At 67.1% G+C, this 18,590-nt stretch carries 13 protein-coding genes; 6 read left to right on the top strand and 7 right to left on the bottom strand.

Translation table 11 applies throughout. The features are described from left to right. Positions 1 to 335 precede the first annotated feature (335 nt). From JVX91_RS16260 to JVX91_RS16250, 3 genes are all read left to right on the top strand, one after another. On the top strand, positions 336 to 1,514 hold the full coding sequence (locus tag JVX91_RS16260) for a GGDEF domain-containing protein (RefSeq protein WP_205335228.1): 1,179 nt from the start codon (positions 336 to 338) through the stop codon (positions 1,512 to 1,514). 357 nt (positions 1,515 to 1,871) lie between these two features. Continuing rightward, the gene (locus JVX91_RS16255; protein WP_205335227.1) at positions 1,872 to 3,365 is read left to right on the top strand and encodes an APC family permease; all 1,494 of its coding nucleotides are present in this window, start codon (positions 1,872 to 1,874) and stop codon (positions 3,363 to 3,365) included. Between the two features lie 117 nt (positions 3,366 to 3,482). Continuing rightward, positions 3,483 to 4,664 (top strand): iron-containing alcohol dehydrogenase, encoded by a 1,182-nt coding sequence (locus JVX91_RS16250; RefSeq protein WP_205335226.1) that lies wholly within the window; start codon positions 3,483 to 3,485, stop codon positions 4,662 to 4,664. Here JVX91_RS16250 and JVX91_RS16245 read toward each other — a convergent pair. From JVX91_RS16245 to JVX91_RS16235, 3 genes are all read right to left on the bottom strand, one after another. Beyond that, on the bottom strand, positions 4,661 to 5,563 hold the full coding sequence (locus tag JVX91_RS16245; protein WP_205335225.1) for a LysR family transcriptional regulator: 903 nt from the start codon (positions 5,561 to 5,563) through the stop codon (positions 4,661 to 4,663). The genes JVX91_RS16250 and JVX91_RS16245 overlap by 4 nt on opposite strands. Before the next feature lie 288 nt (positions 5,564 to 5,851). After that, on the bottom strand, positions 5,852 to 11,065 hold the full coding sequence (locus JVX91_RS16240; protein WP_205335224.1) for an autotransporter domain-containing protein: 5,214 nt from the start codon (positions 11,063 to 11,065) through the stop codon (positions 5,852 to 5,854). Between the two features lie 362 nt (positions 11,066 to 11,427). After that, positions 11,428 to 11,643 (bottom strand): hypothetical protein, encoded by a 216-nt coding sequence (locus tag JVX91_RS16235; RefSeq protein ID WP_205335223.1) that lies wholly within the window; start codon positions 11,641 to 11,643, stop codon positions 11,428 to 11,430. 107 nt (positions 11,644 to 11,750) lie between these two features. On the opposite strand from JVX91_RS16235, the gene JVX91_RS16230 reads away from it, so the two are divergent. Further along, positions 11,751 to 13,259: a winged helix-turn-helix domain-containing tetratricopeptide repeat protein gene (locus JVX91_RS16230; protein WP_205335222.1), complete on the top strand. Its 1,509-nt coding sequence runs from the start codon at positions 11,751 to 11,753 to the stop codon at positions 13,257 to 13,259. Between the two features lie 42 nt (positions 13,260 to 13,301). Here JVX91_RS16230 and dmpG read toward each other — a convergent pair whose 3' ends face one another. The 4 genes from dmpG to JVX91_RS16210 are packed head-to-tail and all read right to left on the bottom strand — an operon-like array spanning position 13,302 to position 16,881. Further along, positions 13,302 to 14,336, bottom strand: a complete 1,035-nt coding sequence (gene dmpG, locus JVX91_RS16225; protein ID WP_205335221.1) for a 4-hydroxy-2-oxovalerate aldolase — start codon at positions 14,334 to 14,336, stop codon at positions 13,302 to 13,304. An 11-nt stretch (positions 14,337 to 14,347) separates the two neighbouring features. Continuing rightward, positions 14,348 to 15,256, bottom strand: coding sequence for an acetaldehyde dehydrogenase (acetylating) (locus JVX91_RS16220; RefSeq protein WP_205335220.1), 909 nt, complete (start codon positions 15,254 to 15,256; stop codon positions 14,348 to 14,350). Positions 15,257 to 15,265: 9 nt separating this feature from the next. Continuing rightward, on the bottom strand, positions 15,266 to 16,057 hold the full coding sequence (locus tag JVX91_RS16215; RefSeq protein WP_205335219.1) for a fumarylacetoacetate hydrolase family protein: 792 nt from the start codon (positions 16,055 to 16,057) through the stop codon (positions 15,266 to 15,268). Beyond that, on the bottom strand, positions 16,054 to 16,881 hold the full coding sequence (locus JVX91_RS16210) for an alpha/beta fold hydrolase (protein ID WP_205335218.1): 828 nt from the start codon (positions 16,879 to 16,881) through the stop codon (positions 16,054 to 16,056). Before JVX91_RS16210 ends, JVX91_RS16215 begins: the two co-directional genes overlap by 4 nt. Before the next feature lie 429 nt (positions 16,882 to 17,310). Here JVX91_RS16210 and JVX91_RS16205 point away from each other — a divergent pair, with 429 nt between their 5' ends. Both JVX91_RS16205 and JVX91_RS16200 read left to right on the top strand, forming a co-directional pair. Next, complete coding sequence (locus JVX91_RS16205; protein WP_205335217.1) at positions 17,311 to 18,081, top strand: SDR family oxidoreductase; 771 nt, start codon at positions 17,311 to 17,313, stop codon at positions 18,079 to 18,081. Between the two features lie 4 nt (positions 18,082 to 18,085). Further along, the gene (locus tag JVX91_RS16200) at positions 18,086 to 18,562 is read left to right on the top strand and encodes an SRPBCC family protein (protein ID WP_205335216.1); all 477 of its coding nucleotides are present in this window, start codon (positions 18,086 to 18,088) and stop codon (positions 18,560 to 18,562) included. Positions 18,563 to 18,590 lie beyond the last annotated feature (28 nt).

Genomic DNA, 18,590 nt, shown 5'->3' with positions numbered 1-18,590 from the left:
GTGAGAAATGAAAAGGGCCGCATTGCGCGGCCCTTCTCATGACTGCCCCGGGTCGCCACGAGGAGCTCATGGGCGCCGGTCGCGCACACCGCCATCGGCGCTCCTGAAAGCCCGCGCGAGGAACCCACCGATCAGCGGGGCGAGCTCACTCGACGGCATGGCCGGGCAACGGCCCGACGAGGTGGCGAGCGGTACAACCGCTCGTGCAGAAAACGTCAAAGTTTCCTGCGACGCTGCCGAGAAGATTGATTCCGACCGCCTCGCCGGCTCTGCGAAACGAGCACGCGGGCGCTTACAATCATCGCTTCCCACCGAAATTGCAGTACGGTTCCTCTATGGCGCTCGATCCACCCACCATGCTGACCATCACGGTCGCCCTCGCCGCGGCTGCCGCGCTGTACCTGGCGGTCGAATGGCGCAGCGTCCGCGAACGCTCGCTGCTCTACTGGAGCGCGGGTTTCGCCACCATCACCGTGGGTTCGACCCTCGCCCTGTTGCGCATGAGCGGCCACCTGCTGGTCGGCATCTGGTTCGCCAATGGCCTGCTGGTGCTGGCCCACACCTTTTTCCTGCTGGGCGTCGCGCGCTTCACCGAGGCCCGCCTGTCACGGCGCTGGTGGCTGATCGCGGTCGTCTGGAGCGCGCTCCTGCTGCTACCGGACGGGCCGCAATGGTCGAAGCTCATGCTGATGGCCAACTCGCTGCTGGTCGCCCTGCTCTCGCTGCGCGCCAGCTACCTGCTGCGCCCGCACGGCAAGTCACTGAGCGTGGGCGCCGTGCAGTTGCGCTACGTCCTGCTGGTGCATGGCGCCTTCTATCTGGCCAAGGCGATGACAGCCGTGGCGCCCGGCGCGCTGATCGACCTGGCGGCCTTCCGCGGCGAGATCATCCAGATTTCGCTGGTAGAGGGTGCGATGGCAGTCATGCTGATCGCCCTGTCGATGACCGGCAGCGAACGCTACCGCCGCGAGAAGCGCATCGCCCGGCTCGCCGCGCGGGATCCGCTGACCGCCCTGTACAACCGCCGCGCACTGGAAGTGCGTGCGCCACGCCTGCTGGAAGACGTATCGCTTACTCGACCGGGCGCGCTGCTGCTGATCGACATCGACAACTTCAAGCTGATCAACGACCTCTTCGGCCACGTTGCCGGGGATCGCCTGCTGGTGACACTGAGCGAAATGATCCGCTCGGCGCTCCCCGAGGGTGCGCTGGCGGCGCGGCTGGGCGGCGACGAGTTCGTCATCCTGCTCAGCGACGTGCGCCAGGAGCGGGTCGAAGCGCTGGGGGCGACCTTGCGCGACCAGTTCCACCAGAGCACTTCGCAGACGTTCAACACCCCCGCTCCGGTGACCCTGAGCATCGGCGCCAATCTGTTCGACCAGCCGCCCGCCAGCCTGGCCGCGCTGATCGAACAGGGCGACGCGGCGCTCTATGACTCCAAGCGTGGCGGCCGCGACAGCATTCGCCTGGTAGACCGCACCCAATCCGTTGGCGAGCAAGCGCTTTCCCGCTGAATGCTCGCCCGGCAAGCGGCGTACTCATTCGTTTACTTCGTATCCATCCGCCGCCGCCCCGCGCGGCGGCGGCCCAATGGCATCCCCGGCACAGACGCCACACAACACCGGCAGCGGGCATCGAACGAACCATACATCAGCCCTGACTGATGTCAGTTCAATCAAATATGAATTTTTCCTGATGATGCCAGCCCCTACTCTGGGCTCGCGCTGCACCGATAGCGCCAGCCACTCAGTCGTCCCCAGAGACGCGGGTTCTCGATAACAACTCCAACTGCCCCGAGGATCTCCCATGTGCCTTCGCCCCGTTTTGCCTGGCCGTGAATCCCCTGTTACCTGCATTTTCCGGAGGTCGGCATGACTGACCTTCGCCACACCGCCGAAGGCGACGAAGGCCTGCTGGCCAGCCACGGCTACCGCCAGGAGCTCGACCGCGGCCTGAACCTGTGGTCGTCGTTCTCCGTCGGCTTCGCCACCATTTCCCCGGTCGTCGGTATCTACTCGGTGATGTCCCTGGGCGCCATGAGCGTCGGCCCTTCCTGGGTGTGGGTCGTGCCGCTGTGCCTGCTGCTGCAGCTGACGGTGGCCCTGGTGTACGCCGAGCTGTCCTCGCAGTTCCCGCTGGCCGGCGGCTGCTACCAGTGGGTGCGCCGGCTGATCGGCGATCGCTCCGCCTGGTTCACCGGCTTCCTCTACCTCGCCTCCGCCCTCGCCTCGCTGACGACAGTGGCCTACCTGGGCGGCTTCTGGCTCGGCCTGCTGGTGACCGGCCAGCCGCCATCGGCCAACGCCCAGGTGCTCTGCGGCGGCGCGCTGCTGGCGCTGGGCCTGGCGGTCAACCTGCTGGGCATCAACCCGCTGAAGTATTTCGTCAACGCCGGGATTTTCGCCGAGGCCATCGCGTCCATCGGTATCGGCGTGCTGTTGCTGCTGTTCTTCCGCAACCATTCCTTCGAGATGCTGTTCAGCAGCCTCGGCGCGCTGGAAGCATCCGGCGGTTCGTACTGGACCGGCTTCCTCACCGCCATGGCCGTTGGCGGCTGGGCCTTCCTCGGCTTCGACGCCTGCTCGCAGATTTCCGAGGAAACCACCGACGCCCGAGTCTCCACGCCCCGCGCGATCCTGCGTTCGATGCTGGTGGTGGGCCTGACGGTGATGCTCACCGCCTTCGCCGTGACCCTGTCCTTCAAGGACCCGGCGGCGGTGGTCAGCGGGCAGATCATCGACCCGGTGACCCCGGCCGTCGTGGACGCCTTCGGTGCCTGGGCGGAACGTCCCTTCGTGGCCATCGTGCTGGTCGCCTTCATCGCCTGCGTAGTGTCGGTGCAGACCTACATCGGCCGCGCCATCTTCGGCATGGCCCGCGACGCCATCCTGCCGGGCTCGGCCCTGCTGCGCCGGGTGGACAAGCGCAAGGTGCCGATGGCCGCGATGGTCTGCAGCACCCTGCTGGCAAGCCTCGGCCTGGCCCTCGGGCTGAACGCCACGGCGGTCGGCACGCTGATCGCCTTCGGCAGCGGCGGCTTCTTCTTCGTCTTCCTGATCGTCGCCGCCAGCGCGCTCTATGCCCGCCTGACCGGCCGCTGGGACCCGGACAAGGGCGCGCTGAAGCTGGGCCGCAAGGGCCTGCTGGTGAACGTCATCGCCGTGGTCTGGCTGGTATTCGAAGCAATCAACGTGGCCTGGCCGCGGGAAATGCTCGCCCCGCCCGGCGCGCCCTGGTTCCAGGTCTGGGCCGTGGTGGTGGTGTTCTCCGCCCTCGCCCTGTTCGGCCTGGCCTACCTGTTCATCGCCAAGCCGCACCGCCGCATCGCCACCAGCCTCAGTTTCGCCGGCCGCGCCGTCGGCTGAGCGCTCACCTGAACGCCTGGCGCCGGGCCTGTCCGGCGCCCTGTTTCCCACATCCTCCCGCCGCTGGCTTTGCACGAGCCGGCACGGGCAGGCCATGCCTGAAATCCGGAGCTTGTCATGTCCACCCTGAACTACTGGAACTACCCCACCGACATCCTCTGCGGCGTCGGCGCCCTCGACCAGTTGGCCGAACGCTGCCGCCTCGCCGGGATGCGCAAGCCGCTGCTGGTCACCGATCCCGGCATGCTCGAACTGCCACCGCTGCACGAAGTGCGCCGTCGCCTGGAAGCGGCCGGCATCGACCATGCGCTGTTCCACGGCATCTCCAGCAATCCCGCGCTGGAGGAAGTCACCGCCGGCGCCCAGGTGCTGGCCGAAGGCGGCCACGATTCGCTGATCGCCCTGGGTGGCGGCAGCGCCCTCGACGCCGCCAAGGGCATCGCCCTGCTCAGCCGCGACGCGAACGGCCTGCACAATTTCGAATGGTCGCAACTGATCGAGCGCTACCCGACCCTCGGTGACCACCCTGCCCTCGGCCTGCCCGCGTTGATCGCCATTCCCACCACCGCCGGCACCGGCTCCGAGCTGGGCCGCGAAGCGGTGCTGACCGATACCGCGCGCGGCATCAAGATCGTCGTCGGTCATCGCGAACTGCTCGCCCGCTCGGTGATCCTCGACCCGGCACTGACCGTCGGCCTGCCGAAGTCCCTCACCGCCGCCACCGGCATGGACGCGCTGACTCATCACCTGGAGTCGCTGTTCTCGCCGCTCTATCACCCAATGTCGGCCGGTGTGGCCATCGAAGGCGTGCGCCTGGTGAAGGAGCACCTGCAGCGCGCCGTGCACAACGGTACCGACCTCGCGGCGCGCGAGGGCATGCTGGTCGCCTCGGCCAGCGCGGCGGTGGCGTTCCAGAAGGGCCTCGGCGGCGTGCATGCGCTGGCGCATCCACTGGGCGCCAAGCACCACAAGCACCACGGCCTGCTGAACGCGGTGCTGCTGCCGTACGTGCTGGTCGCCAACCGCACGGCCATCGAAGCCGACGCGACGCGCCTGGCACGCTACCTGGAATTGCCGGAGGCGAGCTTCGACGGACTGCTCGCCTGGGTGCTCGAGCTGCGCGCAGCAGTCGGCATCCCCCACACGCTGAAGGAACTCGGCCTGACCGGCGAGGACGCCCAGTGGGTAGGCGAACAGGCGGTGGCGGACATCTCCTCCTCCGAAACCAACGCCCTGCCCCTGCAGGCGGATGACTATTCGCGCATTTACCTCGATGCGCTGGGCGGACGGCTCGGCTAGACCGACAGTCCGTGCACGCTCAGCAGGTCTTCGATGAATGCGCGGGCGGCCTCGCTACGGGGCCGTCCGGCATGGGTGATCATGCTGTGCGTCACCTCGTAGCACAGCGTCTGCGGTAGCAGCGGTTTCATCTTGCCGCGCTCGACCCAGATGTTCGCGTAGTGGGTCGGCAGGTAGCCCAAGTGCGTGCCGGCCAGCACGGCATGCGCCACCGCCTCCATGTGATGCGCGGTGGCGCTGCTGCGCTCGGGGCGGAACGGCAGCGCCTGGTCCTGCGGCAGGAAGCCGTGCATCACCCAATTGCACTCGGCGATCTGCGCCGCACTCGGCTCGCAGGTGGCGAACAGTGGATGGCGCGCGCCGCAGAACACGCCGATCTCTTCGGCGTAGAGCGGCAGGTAATCCAATGTCGGGCGCGAGCGACTGAAATAGGACACCGCCAGATCGAGCTGACCGTCGATCACCGCCAGTTCCAGCTCGGTGGGGGAATTGACGAAGAGATTCAGTTGCACGTCCTGCTCGCGGCCATGGAACGCTGCCAGGGTCTCGTCGAAACGCGCCTGCGGCAGTGTCGTCACGTTGTCCGCCAGGCCCAGGTAGAGCTCGCCCACCAGCTTGCCCGACAGCGCCTGTGCCTGGTCGCGGAACAGCCCGATGGCATCGAACATCGCCTCCGACGCCTCGAGAATCCGTTGGCCCTTCGCCGTCAGGCGGAACCCACCCTTGCCGCGCTCGCACAACCGATAGCCCAGGCGCTTCTCCAGGCTGCCGATGTGCATGCTGATGTTCGACTGGCTCATGTTCAGCTCGGCCTGCGCGGCCGTGAAGCCGCCACACTTCACCACGGAGGCGAAGATACGCAGCAGGCGCAGGTCGAGGTCGGTGAAATTCCGGAGCATGGGCAGAGTCCGTCGCTGGGCGGGCGGCTAGTCTACTGCACGGGGCGAAGGCAGTCCCGCCGGGGCACTTCGATGGGATCCCCCATACGCTGCAGTGTCCTTCGTCAGACAATCCCACTGCCAACCGGATCAGCAGGGAAGCCATGCTGCTCGAAGGTTCCTGCCACTGCGGCGCCGTGCACCTCAGCATCTACCACGCGAAGATCCGCGAGGAAGGCCAGCGCACAGTGGCATCAGCGCCTTGGCCTGGAGCGGTAACCGGGGCGCGCTGCCGCGCCCCGGCATGACTCAGAAGGCGATGTTCAGCCCCAGTCGCGCCGCATTGTCGCGGCTACCGTCGCCGGTCTGGCCGGAATAGCCCAGCTCGACGCTGGCCTGCGGCGCCAGTTGCAGGCTGACGCCGACACGCCCCACCGCAGTGTCGCGTGCCAGCGGAACACCCGTGACACTGAAGCTGCCGTAGTCGCCGAGGGTCATCCGGCTCTCGTCCTCCGGCACATCCAGCGCGTGCTGCCAGGCCAGGCTGGTGGACAGCGCCAGCGGGCGATCGAACAACGTGCCGAGCGGTGCCTTGGCACGCAGGCCCAGGCTGGTGTAGTCGACCCGATCGGTTTCGCTGCCACCGTGCAGCGCGGCTTCGCCACCATGCTCGTTGAAGCTGTCGCTGTGTACCTCGACATGGGCGATGCCCGCGAAAGGTTCCAGCTCCAGCTCGGCGAGCCGCAGGCGGTAGCCCAGCTCACCAAACACCTGCGTGGTATCGGCGTCGTAGCTGGCCTTGAGCTTCTGCTGCTGGCTGCCCACCGTCACATCGCGACGAGTGTCCAGATCGTTCCAGGTGCGGGCCACGCCCAGGCGCAGGCCAAGGGCATCCCACTGGCCGCCCAGGTAGGCCGCAAGGGTGGTGCTGGAGACGTCGGCCGAGGAATTCCGCGCATCGACGTCCAGGTCAGCCGTGCCGTAGCCTGTGGCCAGGCCCAGGCGCCAGGTGTCGTTCAGCGCCAGGTCCGCGCCAACCAGCATGCCCTGGCTGTTGCGGTCCAGGCTGGCGGCACCCTGGGTGCCGTCGCTGTCGCTGGCCCCGCCGTAGCCCTTGATCCAGACCTCCAGAGCGTTGCCGGCGCCGTCCTGGCGCGCCTCATACAGGCGGTCGGTGAGCGCCTCGCGCACCTGACGACTGTCGTCGAACAGCGCCGTCCGCGCGCTGGCATGCATCTCGCCGGACAGGCTGTCATAGGCACGCCGCGCCTGCTCGGCACTGAGCCCGGACATCTCGCTCCAGAGCGCCTTGCCAACAGCGGGGTCGATGACCCCGGCGACCGCCCGCTGGTTGCCCGTCTGAGCCACGGAAACGAAGGTGGTGTCGTTGCGCTCCATCACCAGGGTGACGCCAGTGGCCGAGTACTGCAGCGATGCATCGAGGAATGGCAGGTTGCTGGTGAGGTTGGCGAAAGTGCCCTGCAACGCGGCAGCCTGGATGATGGCGTAGCTGGAGCTGGGCTTCCAGGTACCGGACTCGGCCAGGACGCTGAGGTTCGCACCGTTCAGAGTGACTGTGCCGGTGGAAACCAGGCGGTCGGCGCTGCCGTCCGGAGCGTTCTCGATCTCCAGGGTCGAGCCGGCGCCCAAGGTTACGTCGCCATCCACGGTCAGCGTGCCGATGGAGTTGCCCGGCGCCAATTTCGCACCATTGGCGAGGGTGACGTTGCCGTCGATGACGCCATGGCCACCAAGGGTAGCGTTACCGGCGACGTCCACATTGCTGGTCAAGCGCGCAGTGGAGCCCGCGCTACCGCCGACGACCAGACGCCCATCCTCCACCTGGGTGCCGCCAGCGACGCTGGAGTCGCTCTCCAGCACCAGGGCACCGGCTCCGCGCTTGACCAGGCTGCCGCTGCCGGACATGGCGTTGGCGAAGCTGGCGTTGCTGGCCTGGTCCAGGATCAGCCGTGCATTGTTGGTGATGGCGCCGCTGCCGAAGCTCTCCGCCGTGCCGCTGAGCGTCCCCGCGCTGATCAGTGTGCCGCCGCTGTAGCTGTTGCTGCCCAGGGTCAGGTTGCCGGCACCGGTCTTGGTCAACGAGCCGCTGCCGGATATCGCGTTGGCGAGCGTGGCATCGCTGGCCTCATCGACTACCAGCGTCGCGTTGTCGACGATCGCTCCGCTGCCGAAGCTGCCGGCCGAACCACTGAGCGTCCCTGCGCTGATCAGCGTGCCACCGGTGTAGCTGTTGTTGCCGCCCAGCACCAGGGTGCCGTCGCCGAGCTTGGTCAGTGCGCCGCCGCCGGCAAGCACCTGGCCGAGGGTGAAGGTATTGCTGGCATCAGCGATGTCCAGGCCACCACCGGCGCCCCCAAACACGACGTTGCGCGCCGTGCTCTGGAAACCGTTGCCGGTGACGCGCAGGGTGCCACCCTCGAAGTCGAGATTGGCGGAGGATGCGCCGAGGTTGGCGTCGCTGGAAACCGACAATGTACCCAGGCTCAGGCGCGTGCTCTGCGTGTAAGCGTTAACGCCGCTGAGCACCAGGGTGCCCAGCCCGGTCTTGTCGATACCGGCGCCGGTCAGCGAATTGTCGACAGAAGCTGTCCAGGCGCTCGACACCTGGCTGCCGTCGCCGACCCGCACTTCGCCCAGGGCGCCCGGAGTGGCGCCGGTCAGCGCCAGGTTATCGCCGACCAGGTGATAGCCGTCGCTGGCGAACTGAATGCCCTGCGCCGCGATGGCGCCACTGCTGTTATCGACGGTCACCGTACCGGCCGCACCGCCGAAGATGGAAAACGCGTCGTTGGGATTGCGCCACGCGGTGGTGCTGCCCGTGGCGTCGGTCCAGTTCGCACCGGCCTGCGACCAGACGCCGGTGCCGCCGCCCATCTGCGATGCGCTGGCAAGGCCATCGGCGTTCCAGAAGTTGAGCGAGAGGCTGGCCGGATTGATCAGGTTGATCTGCCTGGCGCCAGTCAGGATCTGCAGGGTCGGCCCCGGCGGTGGAAGGAGACCGCCGCCGTTACTCATGGTCAGTGTGCCGCCCCAGTCGAACAGCCGGTAGATGCCCGGGCCATAGCCGCCCGCATTGGTCAGGTTCAACTGGGCACCCTGCAGATTCAGGTCACCGGTCACCGAGACGCTGTGGCTGGCCCCCGGCGTGGAGGTTCCACCCGAGGCACCCAGGCTGAAGTCCGCCTGGCTGCCCTGGCGCATGGTCAGGTCGCCGTCGATGGTGAACACCCCGACTGGGGCACCCGAAGCAAGATGACCGCCCGAGGCCACATCGACGTTGCCAGCCACGGTGCCGAAGCCACCCAGCGAAGCGCCGCTGGAAACGGAGATCGGACCTTCGACGCGCGCCGATGCATGACTGCTGTCACCGACCAGCAAGCTGCCGCCCGTAACCTGGGTGTCGCCGGTGTAGGTGTTGATGCCATTGAGGGTCAGGGTGCCGCTGCCCACCTTGTTCAACTGCCCGCCCGCACCGCTGATGACACCCGCGTAATTGCCTGATGCCAGGGACAGGGTACTGGCCCCCAGTGCCACCTCGCTGCCAGTGCCGCCAACCAACGACCCCAGGGATTGGCCAGGCTGCGACGACAGGTTCAGCGTGGCGCTGGTATTCACTGTGGCCATCAGGTTCGGGTTGCTGATCGTATTGAGAGCCAGCGTCCCGCCATTGACGGTGACACCGCCGGCCAGGTAGTTGCCGTAGAGCGTCAGGTCGCCCGCACCCTGCTTCACCAACTGCCCCGACCCGGAGATATCACCCAGATAAGTCGTGGAAAGGTTGCTATCGACGGTCAGTACGTTCGCGCCCAGCAAGATAGAGCCGCCAACACCACTCAGCGCTGCCACCGTCTGAGGGCCGGCCTGGCCCAGGTCCAGTACGGTGCCGCTGCTCAGGCTAAGGGCCCCACTCGACAGTCCGCCAGGGCGCACTACCAATGTACCGGCGGCAACTCTGGTGGCACCGCTGCTGGTATTGTTGCCACTGAGTGTCAAGGTGCCGGTGCCGGACTTGACCAACGCTCCCGTGCCGGACATTGCGCCGGAATAGGTGCCATTGGAAGACTGGTTGAAGGTCACGGTGCCGCTGTTGACGAGGTTGCCTCTGATGCTGTCCGTGTTGCCGACCAGGGTCGAGCTGGCGCCGACCTGGATATTGCCGGAAAGGCCGGCGTTCACCCCACTCAGGGAGACCACCGGAGCCGTGATATTCAGGCCACCCGTACCGCCGATACTGCCGCTGAGGGTGTAGTTGTTGGTCCCCGCCAGCGTCAGCCCGCCCAGGCCCAGAATGAACGGGTTGCTCATCGTCACGTCGCCCAGAGAACTGATCAGCGTGCCGCCCTTGGCCTGGATGTCACCCTGACCCAACTCGGTGCCGGTCGCCAGGATCACTGCGCCGCCGTTGAGCTCCACCGACGCCCCTGGCACCAGCGCGCGGCCGGTCAGGGTCCAGGTGCCGCTGTTGACCTGCAGATCCTGGAAATTCAGATAGGTGTCGCCCGAAGCCGAACCCGAACCCGCTGTTCCGGACCCGGTCCCGGCCGAAGGCAGGACGTTCTGCAGCACCAGGGTATTGTTGTAGCCACCCGCCTCGACCGTGCCGGCCTTGGCGAAGCTCAAGCCGTTCATGCCATCGACGGGGATGGTATCCGTCGTGCTGCCTCCGGCAGTGATAGACGAGCCTGTCACGGCGGTGAAGGTATTGCGGCCGTCGGCGCCCAGGTAAACGCTGCCGCGGATTTCTCCGGCGTTGGCGAAGCGGTTACCGACGCCAAGTATCCCGGGGGACTGCAGTGCGACGCGGCCGGAGATGGTCGCACCCTGGTCGTTGACGAAATCCACTGCGCTACCGCCGACGATGGCAATAGCCGCCATATCCCCGTCCGCCTGCGCCACGCCATCAATCGAACGGGCCATGATCATTCCCGTATTGATCACCTGGGTAGTACCACCGCTGCCATTCTGCACGAGCATTGCCAGGCCGCTCAGGGTGTTCGTCGAGGCGCTCTCCTGGCCCCGTGCTCCAGCAATGACTCCAGAGTTGCTGATGGTGACAATACTTCCGTTGGCGTTACCCACGACCACTCCCGTCGACTGGATGGCGATGGGCCCCAGCGCGCTCGGATCGATAATGCCGTAGTTCCTCAACGTCACATTATTGCCCGTCAACTGCAGCGCGGTGCCGCCGCTGCCTAACAGGACGCCCAGCGAGCCTCCCGCCGCCACGGTGACATCAAGGTTGTCCGCAGCGTTGCCGTAATGGGGCAACAGCGGATTGGCCGCGCCACTACAGCTGACCATGATCGGGGAGCTCTGCGTGCAACCTGCCTGCACCGCCGTGCTCAACCCGGAAAGCGCGAAGAGCGCCGCCCCACAGGCGGCAATACGGCTCGCCACCCCGCCCACTGACGAACGCCCACCGCGCGATTGCGTTGCCAGCTCCGACGCCGCCTGCCAGGCGCCCAGCCGACGGTTCCATACCAGCCGATAGATGTGATTCAAGACCTGCTCCTCAAGGTAAACGGCGCTCCGGGTTCTGTGACCCGGTGGCCAACACGGAACGGACAGCCGTGACCTTCACCGCCGCGATGGCGGCGTAGGAGTCGAGATGCGGAAAAGCACACAGGAGAACGCATCGCACCCTCCCTGGTGTGGCGCATCGCAGGATCACGCTTGTCGTCCTTGTTATGGGTGATGGCCGATGCACCACGCGGCCCGGAACCGGTGCTCGAACGGCAAGGCTTGGCCCCGCCGCGCGTGCGACAACCTGGCGCAGTGGTGATCGTTTGGCCGCGAGGGTAGCAGACTGCCACTAACTTGTAGGAAAAAACTTGCACCATCGTTCAGGAAAACTGCTTCAGCCCTCACGCCCGCCAGAACGGTTTGGCGATCTCCAGTGCCACCTGGCGCCGCGTCAGGCCGATGTCCGCGATCAGGTGCGGATTGGCCCTGGCCATGACGGCGAGCTGGCGACGCACCCGGGCTCGCGCTTGCCAGAGGGCAGGCAGCTCCAACAAGGCGCGCAGGCTGACCGGCCAGGGCGAAGCTTCCGACAGCAGCACGCGGGGAGTATCGTTCATGGCAACCTCCGTTCGACTCGTACCCCATGGGGCCGAGCATGGCGGTCGCCCGCTGTGCCGTCCTCAAGCGGCGCCAAACACTTCCAAAAACTTGCAAAGGGGGTGTCATGCAGCAATCGCGTCTGGCTTTCGGCCCCTTCGTGCTCGATGGCCCCGCCGGCCTTCTGAAGCGTGACGATCGGCCCGTCGCCATCGGTTTTCGCGCATTGAACCTGCTGCAGACATTGCTGGAGCGGCCGGGCGAGATTCGCAGCAAGGCCGAGCTGATGGACGCTACCTGGCCCGGCCTGGTGGTCGAGGAAGGCAACCTCACGGTGCAGATCGCCCAACTGCGCAAGGTGCTCGGCGAGGCGCCGGATGGCAGCCCATGGATCACCACCGTGCCCCGTGTCGGCTACCGTTTCAGCGGCGCCGTGCAGCACCTGGCCGATGCTCCGCGCACGCCCCCAGCCCTGCCCGAAGAACCCTCGATAGCCGTGCTGCCCTTCGTCAACCTCAGCGACGACCCGCAGCAGGCCATCTTCGCCGACGGCCTGAGCGAAGACCTCACCACCGAGCTGTCCCGCGTCGGCGGGCTGTTCGTCATCGCCCGCACCTCAGCCTTCGCCTACAAGGGCAAGGCCATGGACGTGCGCGAGATCGCCCGCGAGCTGGGCGTGCGCTACCTGCTCGAAGGCAGCGCGCGACGAGCCGACGCGCGGGTGCGCATCAACGCCCAGCTGGTGGACGCCAGCACCGGCGAGCATGTCTGGGCCGAGCGCTTCGAGGGCCGCGTGGAAGACCTCTTCGACCTGCAGGACCAGGTCACCGGGCAGATCGTCCAGGCGCTGCTCGGCCACCTGCGCACACCGCTGCCGCGCAACCGGCCGAGAAACCTGGAAGCCTATGAGCTGTGCGTGCGCGCCCGTCAATTGATGGACGATTCGCCACTGGCCGCGCAGGAAGCGCACCTGATGCTGAGCCGCGCCATAGCCCTCGATCCGCAGTACGTCGAGGCGCGGCGCTGGCTGGCGATGAACCACTGGATGGGCTGGATACACAGCGGCGGCCCGACCCCGCTCGAACGCGAAACCGCCCTGGCACAGGCGCGCGAGGCGGTGGCCATCGACCCCAACGATGCCGGCTGCCGCTGGAGCCTGGCCTACCTGCTGACCTACGAGCGCCAGTACGCGGAAGCCGACGCGCAGTTCCAGCACGCAATCAGGCTGGACCCGAACGATGCCGACGCCTGGACCGCGCTGTCCGACGTCACGGTGCTGGCCGGGCGTGTCGACGAAGGCCTGGAGCACATCCGCCGGGCCTTTCGCCTCAACCCCTTCCCCGCCGGCTGGTACTACCTGACCCTCGGCCAGGCGCAGTACGCCGCGTGCGATTACCAGGGCGCCATCCAGACCCTGCGCCGCGACGAAACCTACCGCAGCAGCTCGCGGCGCTTCCTCGCCGCCAGCCTCGCGCAACTCGGCCGGCTGGACGAGGCCCGCGCGGAAACCGAACTCTTCCTGGTGGGCAATCCGAACTTCACCATCCGCCATTGGGTGGAGACTGAACCCTTGCGTGACGCGGCAGTGCGCAAGCACTTCGTCGAAGGCTTCCGCAAGGCGGGCCTACCCGACTGAGCACTGCGCCGACTGCCCGCAAGGCAGCCGGCGCGACTCGACTCAGGTCGGCAGTAGCCCGGCCTTGGCCGCCATGGTCAGCGCGAGGTCCTCGATCATGTCCTCCTGGCCTCCCACGGTGCCACGCCGTCCCAGCTCCACCAACAGGTCACGGGCGGAGATCGCGTAACGCGCCTCGGCACGCTTGGCGAACAGCAGGAAAGAGCTGTATACGCCGGCGTAACCCAGGGTCAGCGCGTCGCGGTCGAGGCGGATCGGCTGGTCCATCATCGGCACCACGCGGTCCTCGGCGACATCCATGATGCCGTACAGGTCCACGCCACAATCCACGCCCATGCGCTTGAGCACCGCGACGAAGACTTCCAGCGGCGTGTTGCCGGCACCCGCGCCCAGGCCTGCGACCGAGCCGTCGATACGCGCAGCGCCCGCCTCGATGGCGGCCAGGGAGTTGGCGATGGCCATGCCCAGGTTGTGGTGACCATGGAAGCCGACCTCGGTCTGCGGCTTCAGCTCGGCGCGCAGCAGGCCGATCTTCTCGCTGACCTCGGCGGGCAGCATGTAGCCGGCCGAATCGGTGCAGTAGATGCAGTTGGCGCCGAAGCTCTCCATCAGCCGCGCCTGTTCCAGCAGCTGCTCGGCATTGACCATGTGGGCCATCATCAGGAAGCCCACGGTATCCAGCCCCATCTCGCGGGACATGCCGATGTGCTGCTCGGAGACGTCCGCCTCGGTGCAATGGGTCGCCACGCGGATGGTGGACACGCCGCAGCCGTGGGCCATCTTCAGGTGCTCGACGGTGCCGATGCCCGGCAGCAGCAGCGCCGAGACCTTGGCCTGCTTGAGCTTGGGAATCACCGCCTCGAAGTATTCGCGGTCGGTGTGGGCCGGGAAGCCGTAGTTCACCGAGGCGCCGCCCAGGCCATCGCCATGGGTGATCTCGATCAGCGGCACGCCGGCTTCGTCCAGGCCCGTGGCTACGGAAACCATCTGCTCCAGGCTGATCTGGTGGCGCTTGGCGTGCATGCCATCACGCAGGCTCATGTCGTGCAGGCGGACCTTCTTACCTTGCAGGTTCATGGTGATTCTCCTCAGCGGGCCGGCAGTTGCAGGGCGCCCTGGTGGGCTTGTTCGGCGAACATCTCGGCGGTGCGCAGGCCGGCGGCGGTCATGATGTCGAGGTTGCCGGCGGACTTGGGCAGGTAGTCGCCCAGGCCTTCCACCTCCAGGTACACCGAGACGCGGTTGCCCTCGAACACCGGGCCGTTGATCAGCTTGTAGCCCGGCACGTAGCGCTGCACCTCGCGGATCATCTCGTGTACCGAGCTGCGGATTGCCGCCTGGTCCGGCGTGCCGGCGGTCAGGCAATGGATGGTGTCGCGCATCATCAGCGGCGGCTCGGCGGGGTTGATGACGATGATCGCCTTGCCCTGTTTCGCCCCGCCGACCTGTTCGATCGCGCCGGAGGTGGTGCGGGTGAATTCGTCGATGTTCTTGCGCGTGCCCGGCCCCACTGAACGGGACGAAACGGTGGCGACGATCTCGGCATAGTCCACCGGCTGCACCCGCGATACCGCCGCCACCATGGGAATCGTGGCCTGGCCGCCGCAGGTGACCATATTGACGTTCATCGCCAGGTTGCCGGCGTGCTCGGCGAGGTTCACCGGCGGCACGCAGAACGGGCCGATGGCGGCCGGGGTCAGGTCGACCATGATCACGCCCAGCGCATTGAGCTTGCGGCTGTTCTCGGCATGCACGTAGGCGGAGGTGGCATCGAAGGCGATGCGGATGTCGTCGTCCAGCACGTGCGGCAGCAGGCCGTCGACGCCCTCGGAGGTGGTCTTCAGGCCGAACTCGCGGGCACGCGCCAGGCCATCCGAAGACGGGTCGACGCCGACCATCCACACCGGTTCGATCCACTCGGATCGGCGCATCTTCATCAGCAGGTCGGTGCCGATGTTGCCGGGGCCGATGATCGCGGCCCGTAGTTTCTTGCTCATGGATGACTCCTATGCACGGAAGGACACCTGGGCGCCGCCCAGGCCGTCGATGTCCAGTTCGAAGCGGTCACCGGCGCGCGCCGGTTCCAGCGGCACCAGCGAGCCGGAGAGGATGATTTCCCCGGCCTTGAAGGGGATGCCGAAGGCGCCCAGGGTGTTGGCCAGCCAGGCGACGGCGGTGAGCGGGTTGCCCTGCACCGCCGAGCCCAGGCCCTCGCTGATCTGCATGCCGTTCTTGCGCACACGCATGCGCAGGTTGGGCAAGTCGAGCTCGCGCGGGTCGCGCTCCACCTCACCGAGGACGAACACGCCGCAGGAGGCGTTGTCGGCCACGGTGTCCTGGATGCGGATCTTCCAGTCGTGGATGCGCGAATCGACGATCTCGAAGCAGGCCATCACGCATTCGGTGGCTGCCAGCACATCGGCCTCGGTGACGCCTGGGCCCTTGAGGTCGCGCTTGAGACGGAAGGCGATCTCGCCCTCGGCGCGCGGCTGGATCAGGCGGTTTTCGGACAGCGAGATGTCGGCGCCATTGGCGAACCACATCTTGCGGGTGATGAATCCGAAGTCCGGCTGGTGCACGTCGAGCATGCGCTGCACGGCCTCGGAGGTGACGCCGATCTTCTTGCCCACCAGTTCGTCGCCGTCGGCCAGTCGCCGTTGCAGCATGTGCTGGGAGATGCGGTAGGCGTCCTCGATGCCGATGTCGGCCCAGCGCTCGGTCAGTGGCGCCAGGGTGCGTCCCTCGACCAGGGCGGCATAGAGCTCGTCGGCGTGCTGCCGCTGGAGAACCTCGCTCATGCCGCGTCCTCCTGGAGGAAGTCCAGCACTTCGCGGTTGAACAGCGCGCGGTGCTCGACCATCACCCAGTGCCCGCACTCGCTGAGCAGCACGAAGCGGATATTGCGGCAGGCCTCCATCAGCGTCTGCGCGCCGCTGGCCGGGCAGAACTTGTCGTTCATGCCCCAGAAACCGAGGATCGGGCAGCTCAGCTCGGCCAATTGCGCCGACAGGTTCGGCACCTGCATGCGGGTCAGCACGCAGCGCGGCTGCTGCTTCACCACGGCAACGCGCTCGTTCACCGTTTCATCGCTGATCTGCGCGGCATCGAAGAGCTGCAGCGAGAGCAGGCGACGCATGCCGGCGGCATCGTTCAGTTCGCCATTGGCAAAGGCCGCACCCATCTTCTGGATGCCTTCCATCTGCAGGTAGTACTGCTCCTTCTCCATCAGGCCGCCGGGCGCCATCAGCACCAAGCGGGCGATGCGCTGCGGCTGCAGCAAGGCCATGCGGATGGCGATGGCACCGCCCAGGGAGTTGCCCACCAGGGTGCAGCGCGGGATGTCCAGCGCGTCGAGCAGGCCGAACAGGGCATCGACGAAGAAATCCAGGGTGTAGTCGGTTTCCGGCTTGTCGCTGGCGCCGTAGCCCGGCAGGTCCGGCACCAGCACGCGATGGCCGGCCACGACGAATTCCGGGTAGTTCTGCTTGAAGTTGCTGTGGCCGCTGGCGCCGGGCCCGCTGCCGTGGATGAACAGCACGGCGTCGCCGTTGCCGCTGTCCAGGTAATGCAGTCGGAGTCCGTCGTTGAGGGTGACGAAGTGTCCTTGCGGCAAGGCAGCCATGGCGTCGCTCCAGGGGGAATGTGCCGGGATTATTTCGGCGCCTCGGCCTGGGCCACATCGTCCGAGAGGACTACGGGGGATCTCGTGGGCAAGAACCACTCTGCGCTCTGATGCCTGCCGGGAAGCCCGTGCGTGCGATTCCCCCTCACCCCAGGGCCGTACGATGTTGCCGGGAGGTTCGGTGTTCCGCCTGATGCCATGTCAGTCCCCTCTCCCTCCGGGAGAGGGCTGGGGTGAGGGGCCGAAGGCCAGCCACGCGCCAGCGCTCGACCCTGGCGTAGGGCGTACAACCGTTCGCGGTTGCACGCCGATACACCTCGCCTACCGCCAACACCATGCTCGAACGCAGGCGCCGCCCTAGTCCCTTCGGACGTGGGCGCGCGAGGCCGCCGCGCCTAGGCTGCAAGCCTTCCCCACAGAGGAACGGACATGACGAGAGCTTTGGATTTCAGCGGCCAGGTGGTGCTGGTCACCGGCGGCGGCAAGGGTGCGGGCCGGGGCATCAGCCAATGCTTCCTGGAACAGGGCGCCGAGGTGGTGATCTGCGGTCGCGAGGCCCCCGAACAGCTACCGAATCACGACGGACGCGAAGCCTGGTTCATCCCCTGCGATGTGCGCGACTTCGATCAGTTGCAGGCCCTGATGGCGGCCATCGATGAACGCCATGGCCGCCTGGATGTGCTGGTCAACAATGCCGGCGGCGCACCTTACGCCGATGCCGCCGACGCTTCGCCCCGCTTCTCCGAGGCCATCGTCCGGCTCAACCTGCTGGCGCCGCTGAACCTCTGCCAACTGGCCAACCAGCGCATGCAGCAGCAAGCCAGCGGCGGCAGCATCATCAACATCTGCAGCGTCAGCGCCACCCGCCCTTCTCCCGGCACCGCCGCCTATGGCGCGGCCAAGGCCGGGCTGCTCAACCTGGGCCGCTCGCTGGCGGTGGAATGGGCGCCGAAGGTGCGGGTCAATGCGGTGATCGGCGGGTTGATCCGCACCGAGCAGAGCCACCTGCATTACGGTGACGAAGCCGGCCTGCAACGCGTGGCCAGCACCGTACCGCTGGGACGCCTGGCCGAGCCGGGGGATATCGGCGATGCCTGCCTGTATCTTGCTTCACCGCTGGCGGCCTATGTCAGCGGCGCCGAGATTGCCCTGCACGGCGGCGGCGAGCGCCCCGCCTTCCTCGAAGCGGCCCAGGGATGACGCCATGCTCAGTGCCCGACACGAACTGATTCTCGACCTGCCCCACGACGCCGCCTGGACGCGCCTGCGCGACCTGAGCCTGGCGCCGCACTATGTGCCCGGCCTGACCGGCTGCGACTTCCACCCCGGCCCGCGCGAAGGCCTCGGCGCCAGCCGGCGGGTGCATATGAAGCGCGGCTTCCTCGATGAAAGCGTGGTCGAATGGAACGAAGGCCGGGGCCTGGTGCTGCGCCTGCACCGCGCCGAGCTGGGACCGCCCTTCCCGTTCCGCGAGGCCAGCTTCCGCTACGCGCTGCTCCCCGAGGGAGACGCGCGCACCCGACTGGTCCTGAGCCTGGACGGCGACCTGAGCGGCGGGCGTCTGGGTGAATGGCTGCTGGCCGGCGCACTGCGGCGGACCGTGGCGAAGATCGCGCTGAACCTGAAAGCCTTCTACGAAACCGGCAAGACCCAGAACGCGGATTACGCGTCTGCTCCGTGAGATGAGCTGTGCGTAGGAGCAACAGCCT

Origin of the sequence: Pseudomonas sp. PDNC002, from assembly GCF_016919445.1 — a bacterium.
Lineage (GTDB): Bacteria > Pseudomonadota > Gammaproteobacteria > Pseudomonadales > Pseudomonadaceae > Pseudomonas.
Note: the sequence above shows the minus strand (reverse complement) of the source record. Positions and strands in the feature narration are given on the sequence as shown.

Excerpts from the sequence above, each read along its gene's own strand:
- JVX91_RS16260 (WP_205335228.1), top strand. The coding sequence starts at position 336 with ATGGCGCTCGATCCACCCACCATGCTGACCATCACGGTCGCCCTCGCC.
- JVX91_RS16255 (WP_205335227.1), top strand. The coding sequence starts at position 1,872 with ATGACTGACCTTCGCCACACCGCCGAAGGCGACGAAGGCCTGCTGGCC.
- JVX91_RS16250 (WP_205335226.1), top strand. The coding sequence starts at position 3,483 with ATGTCCACCCTGAACTACTGGAACTACCCCACCGACATCCTCTGCGGC.
- JVX91_RS16245 (WP_205335225.1), bottom strand. The coding sequence starts at position 5,563 with ATGCTCCGGAATTTCACCGACCTCGACCTGCGCCTGCTGCGTATCTTC.
- JVX91_RS16235 (WP_205335223.1), bottom strand. The coding sequence starts at position 11,643 with ATGAACGATACTCCCCGCGTGCTGCTGTCGGAAGCTTCGCCCTGGCCG.
- JVX91_RS16230 (WP_205335222.1), top strand. The coding sequence starts at position 11,751 with ATGCAGCAATCGCGTCTGGCTTTCGGCCCCTTCGTGCTCGATGGCCCC.
- dmpG (WP_205335221.1), bottom strand. The coding sequence starts at position 14,336 with ATGAACCTGCAAGGTAAGAAGGTCCGCCTGCACGACATGAGCCTGCGT.
- JVX91_RS16220 (WP_205335220.1), bottom strand. The coding sequence starts at position 15,256 with ATGAGCAAGAAACTACGGGCCGCGATCATCGGCCCCGGCAACATCGGC.
- JVX91_RS16215 (WP_205335219.1), bottom strand. The coding sequence starts at position 16,057 with ATGAGCGAGGTTCTCCAGCGGCAGCACGCCGACGAGCTCTATGCCGCC.
- JVX91_RS16210 (WP_205335218.1), bottom strand. The coding sequence starts at position 16,881 with ATGGCTGCCTTGCCGCAAGGACACTTCGTCACCCTCAACGACGGACTC.
- JVX91_RS16205 (WP_205335217.1), top strand. The coding sequence starts at position 17,311 with ATGACGAGAGCTTTGGATTTCAGCGGCCAGGTGGTGCTGGTCACCGGC.
- JVX91_RS16200 (WP_205335216.1), top strand. The coding sequence starts at position 18,086 with ATGCTCAGTGCCCGACACGAACTGATTCTCGACCTGCCCCACGACGCC.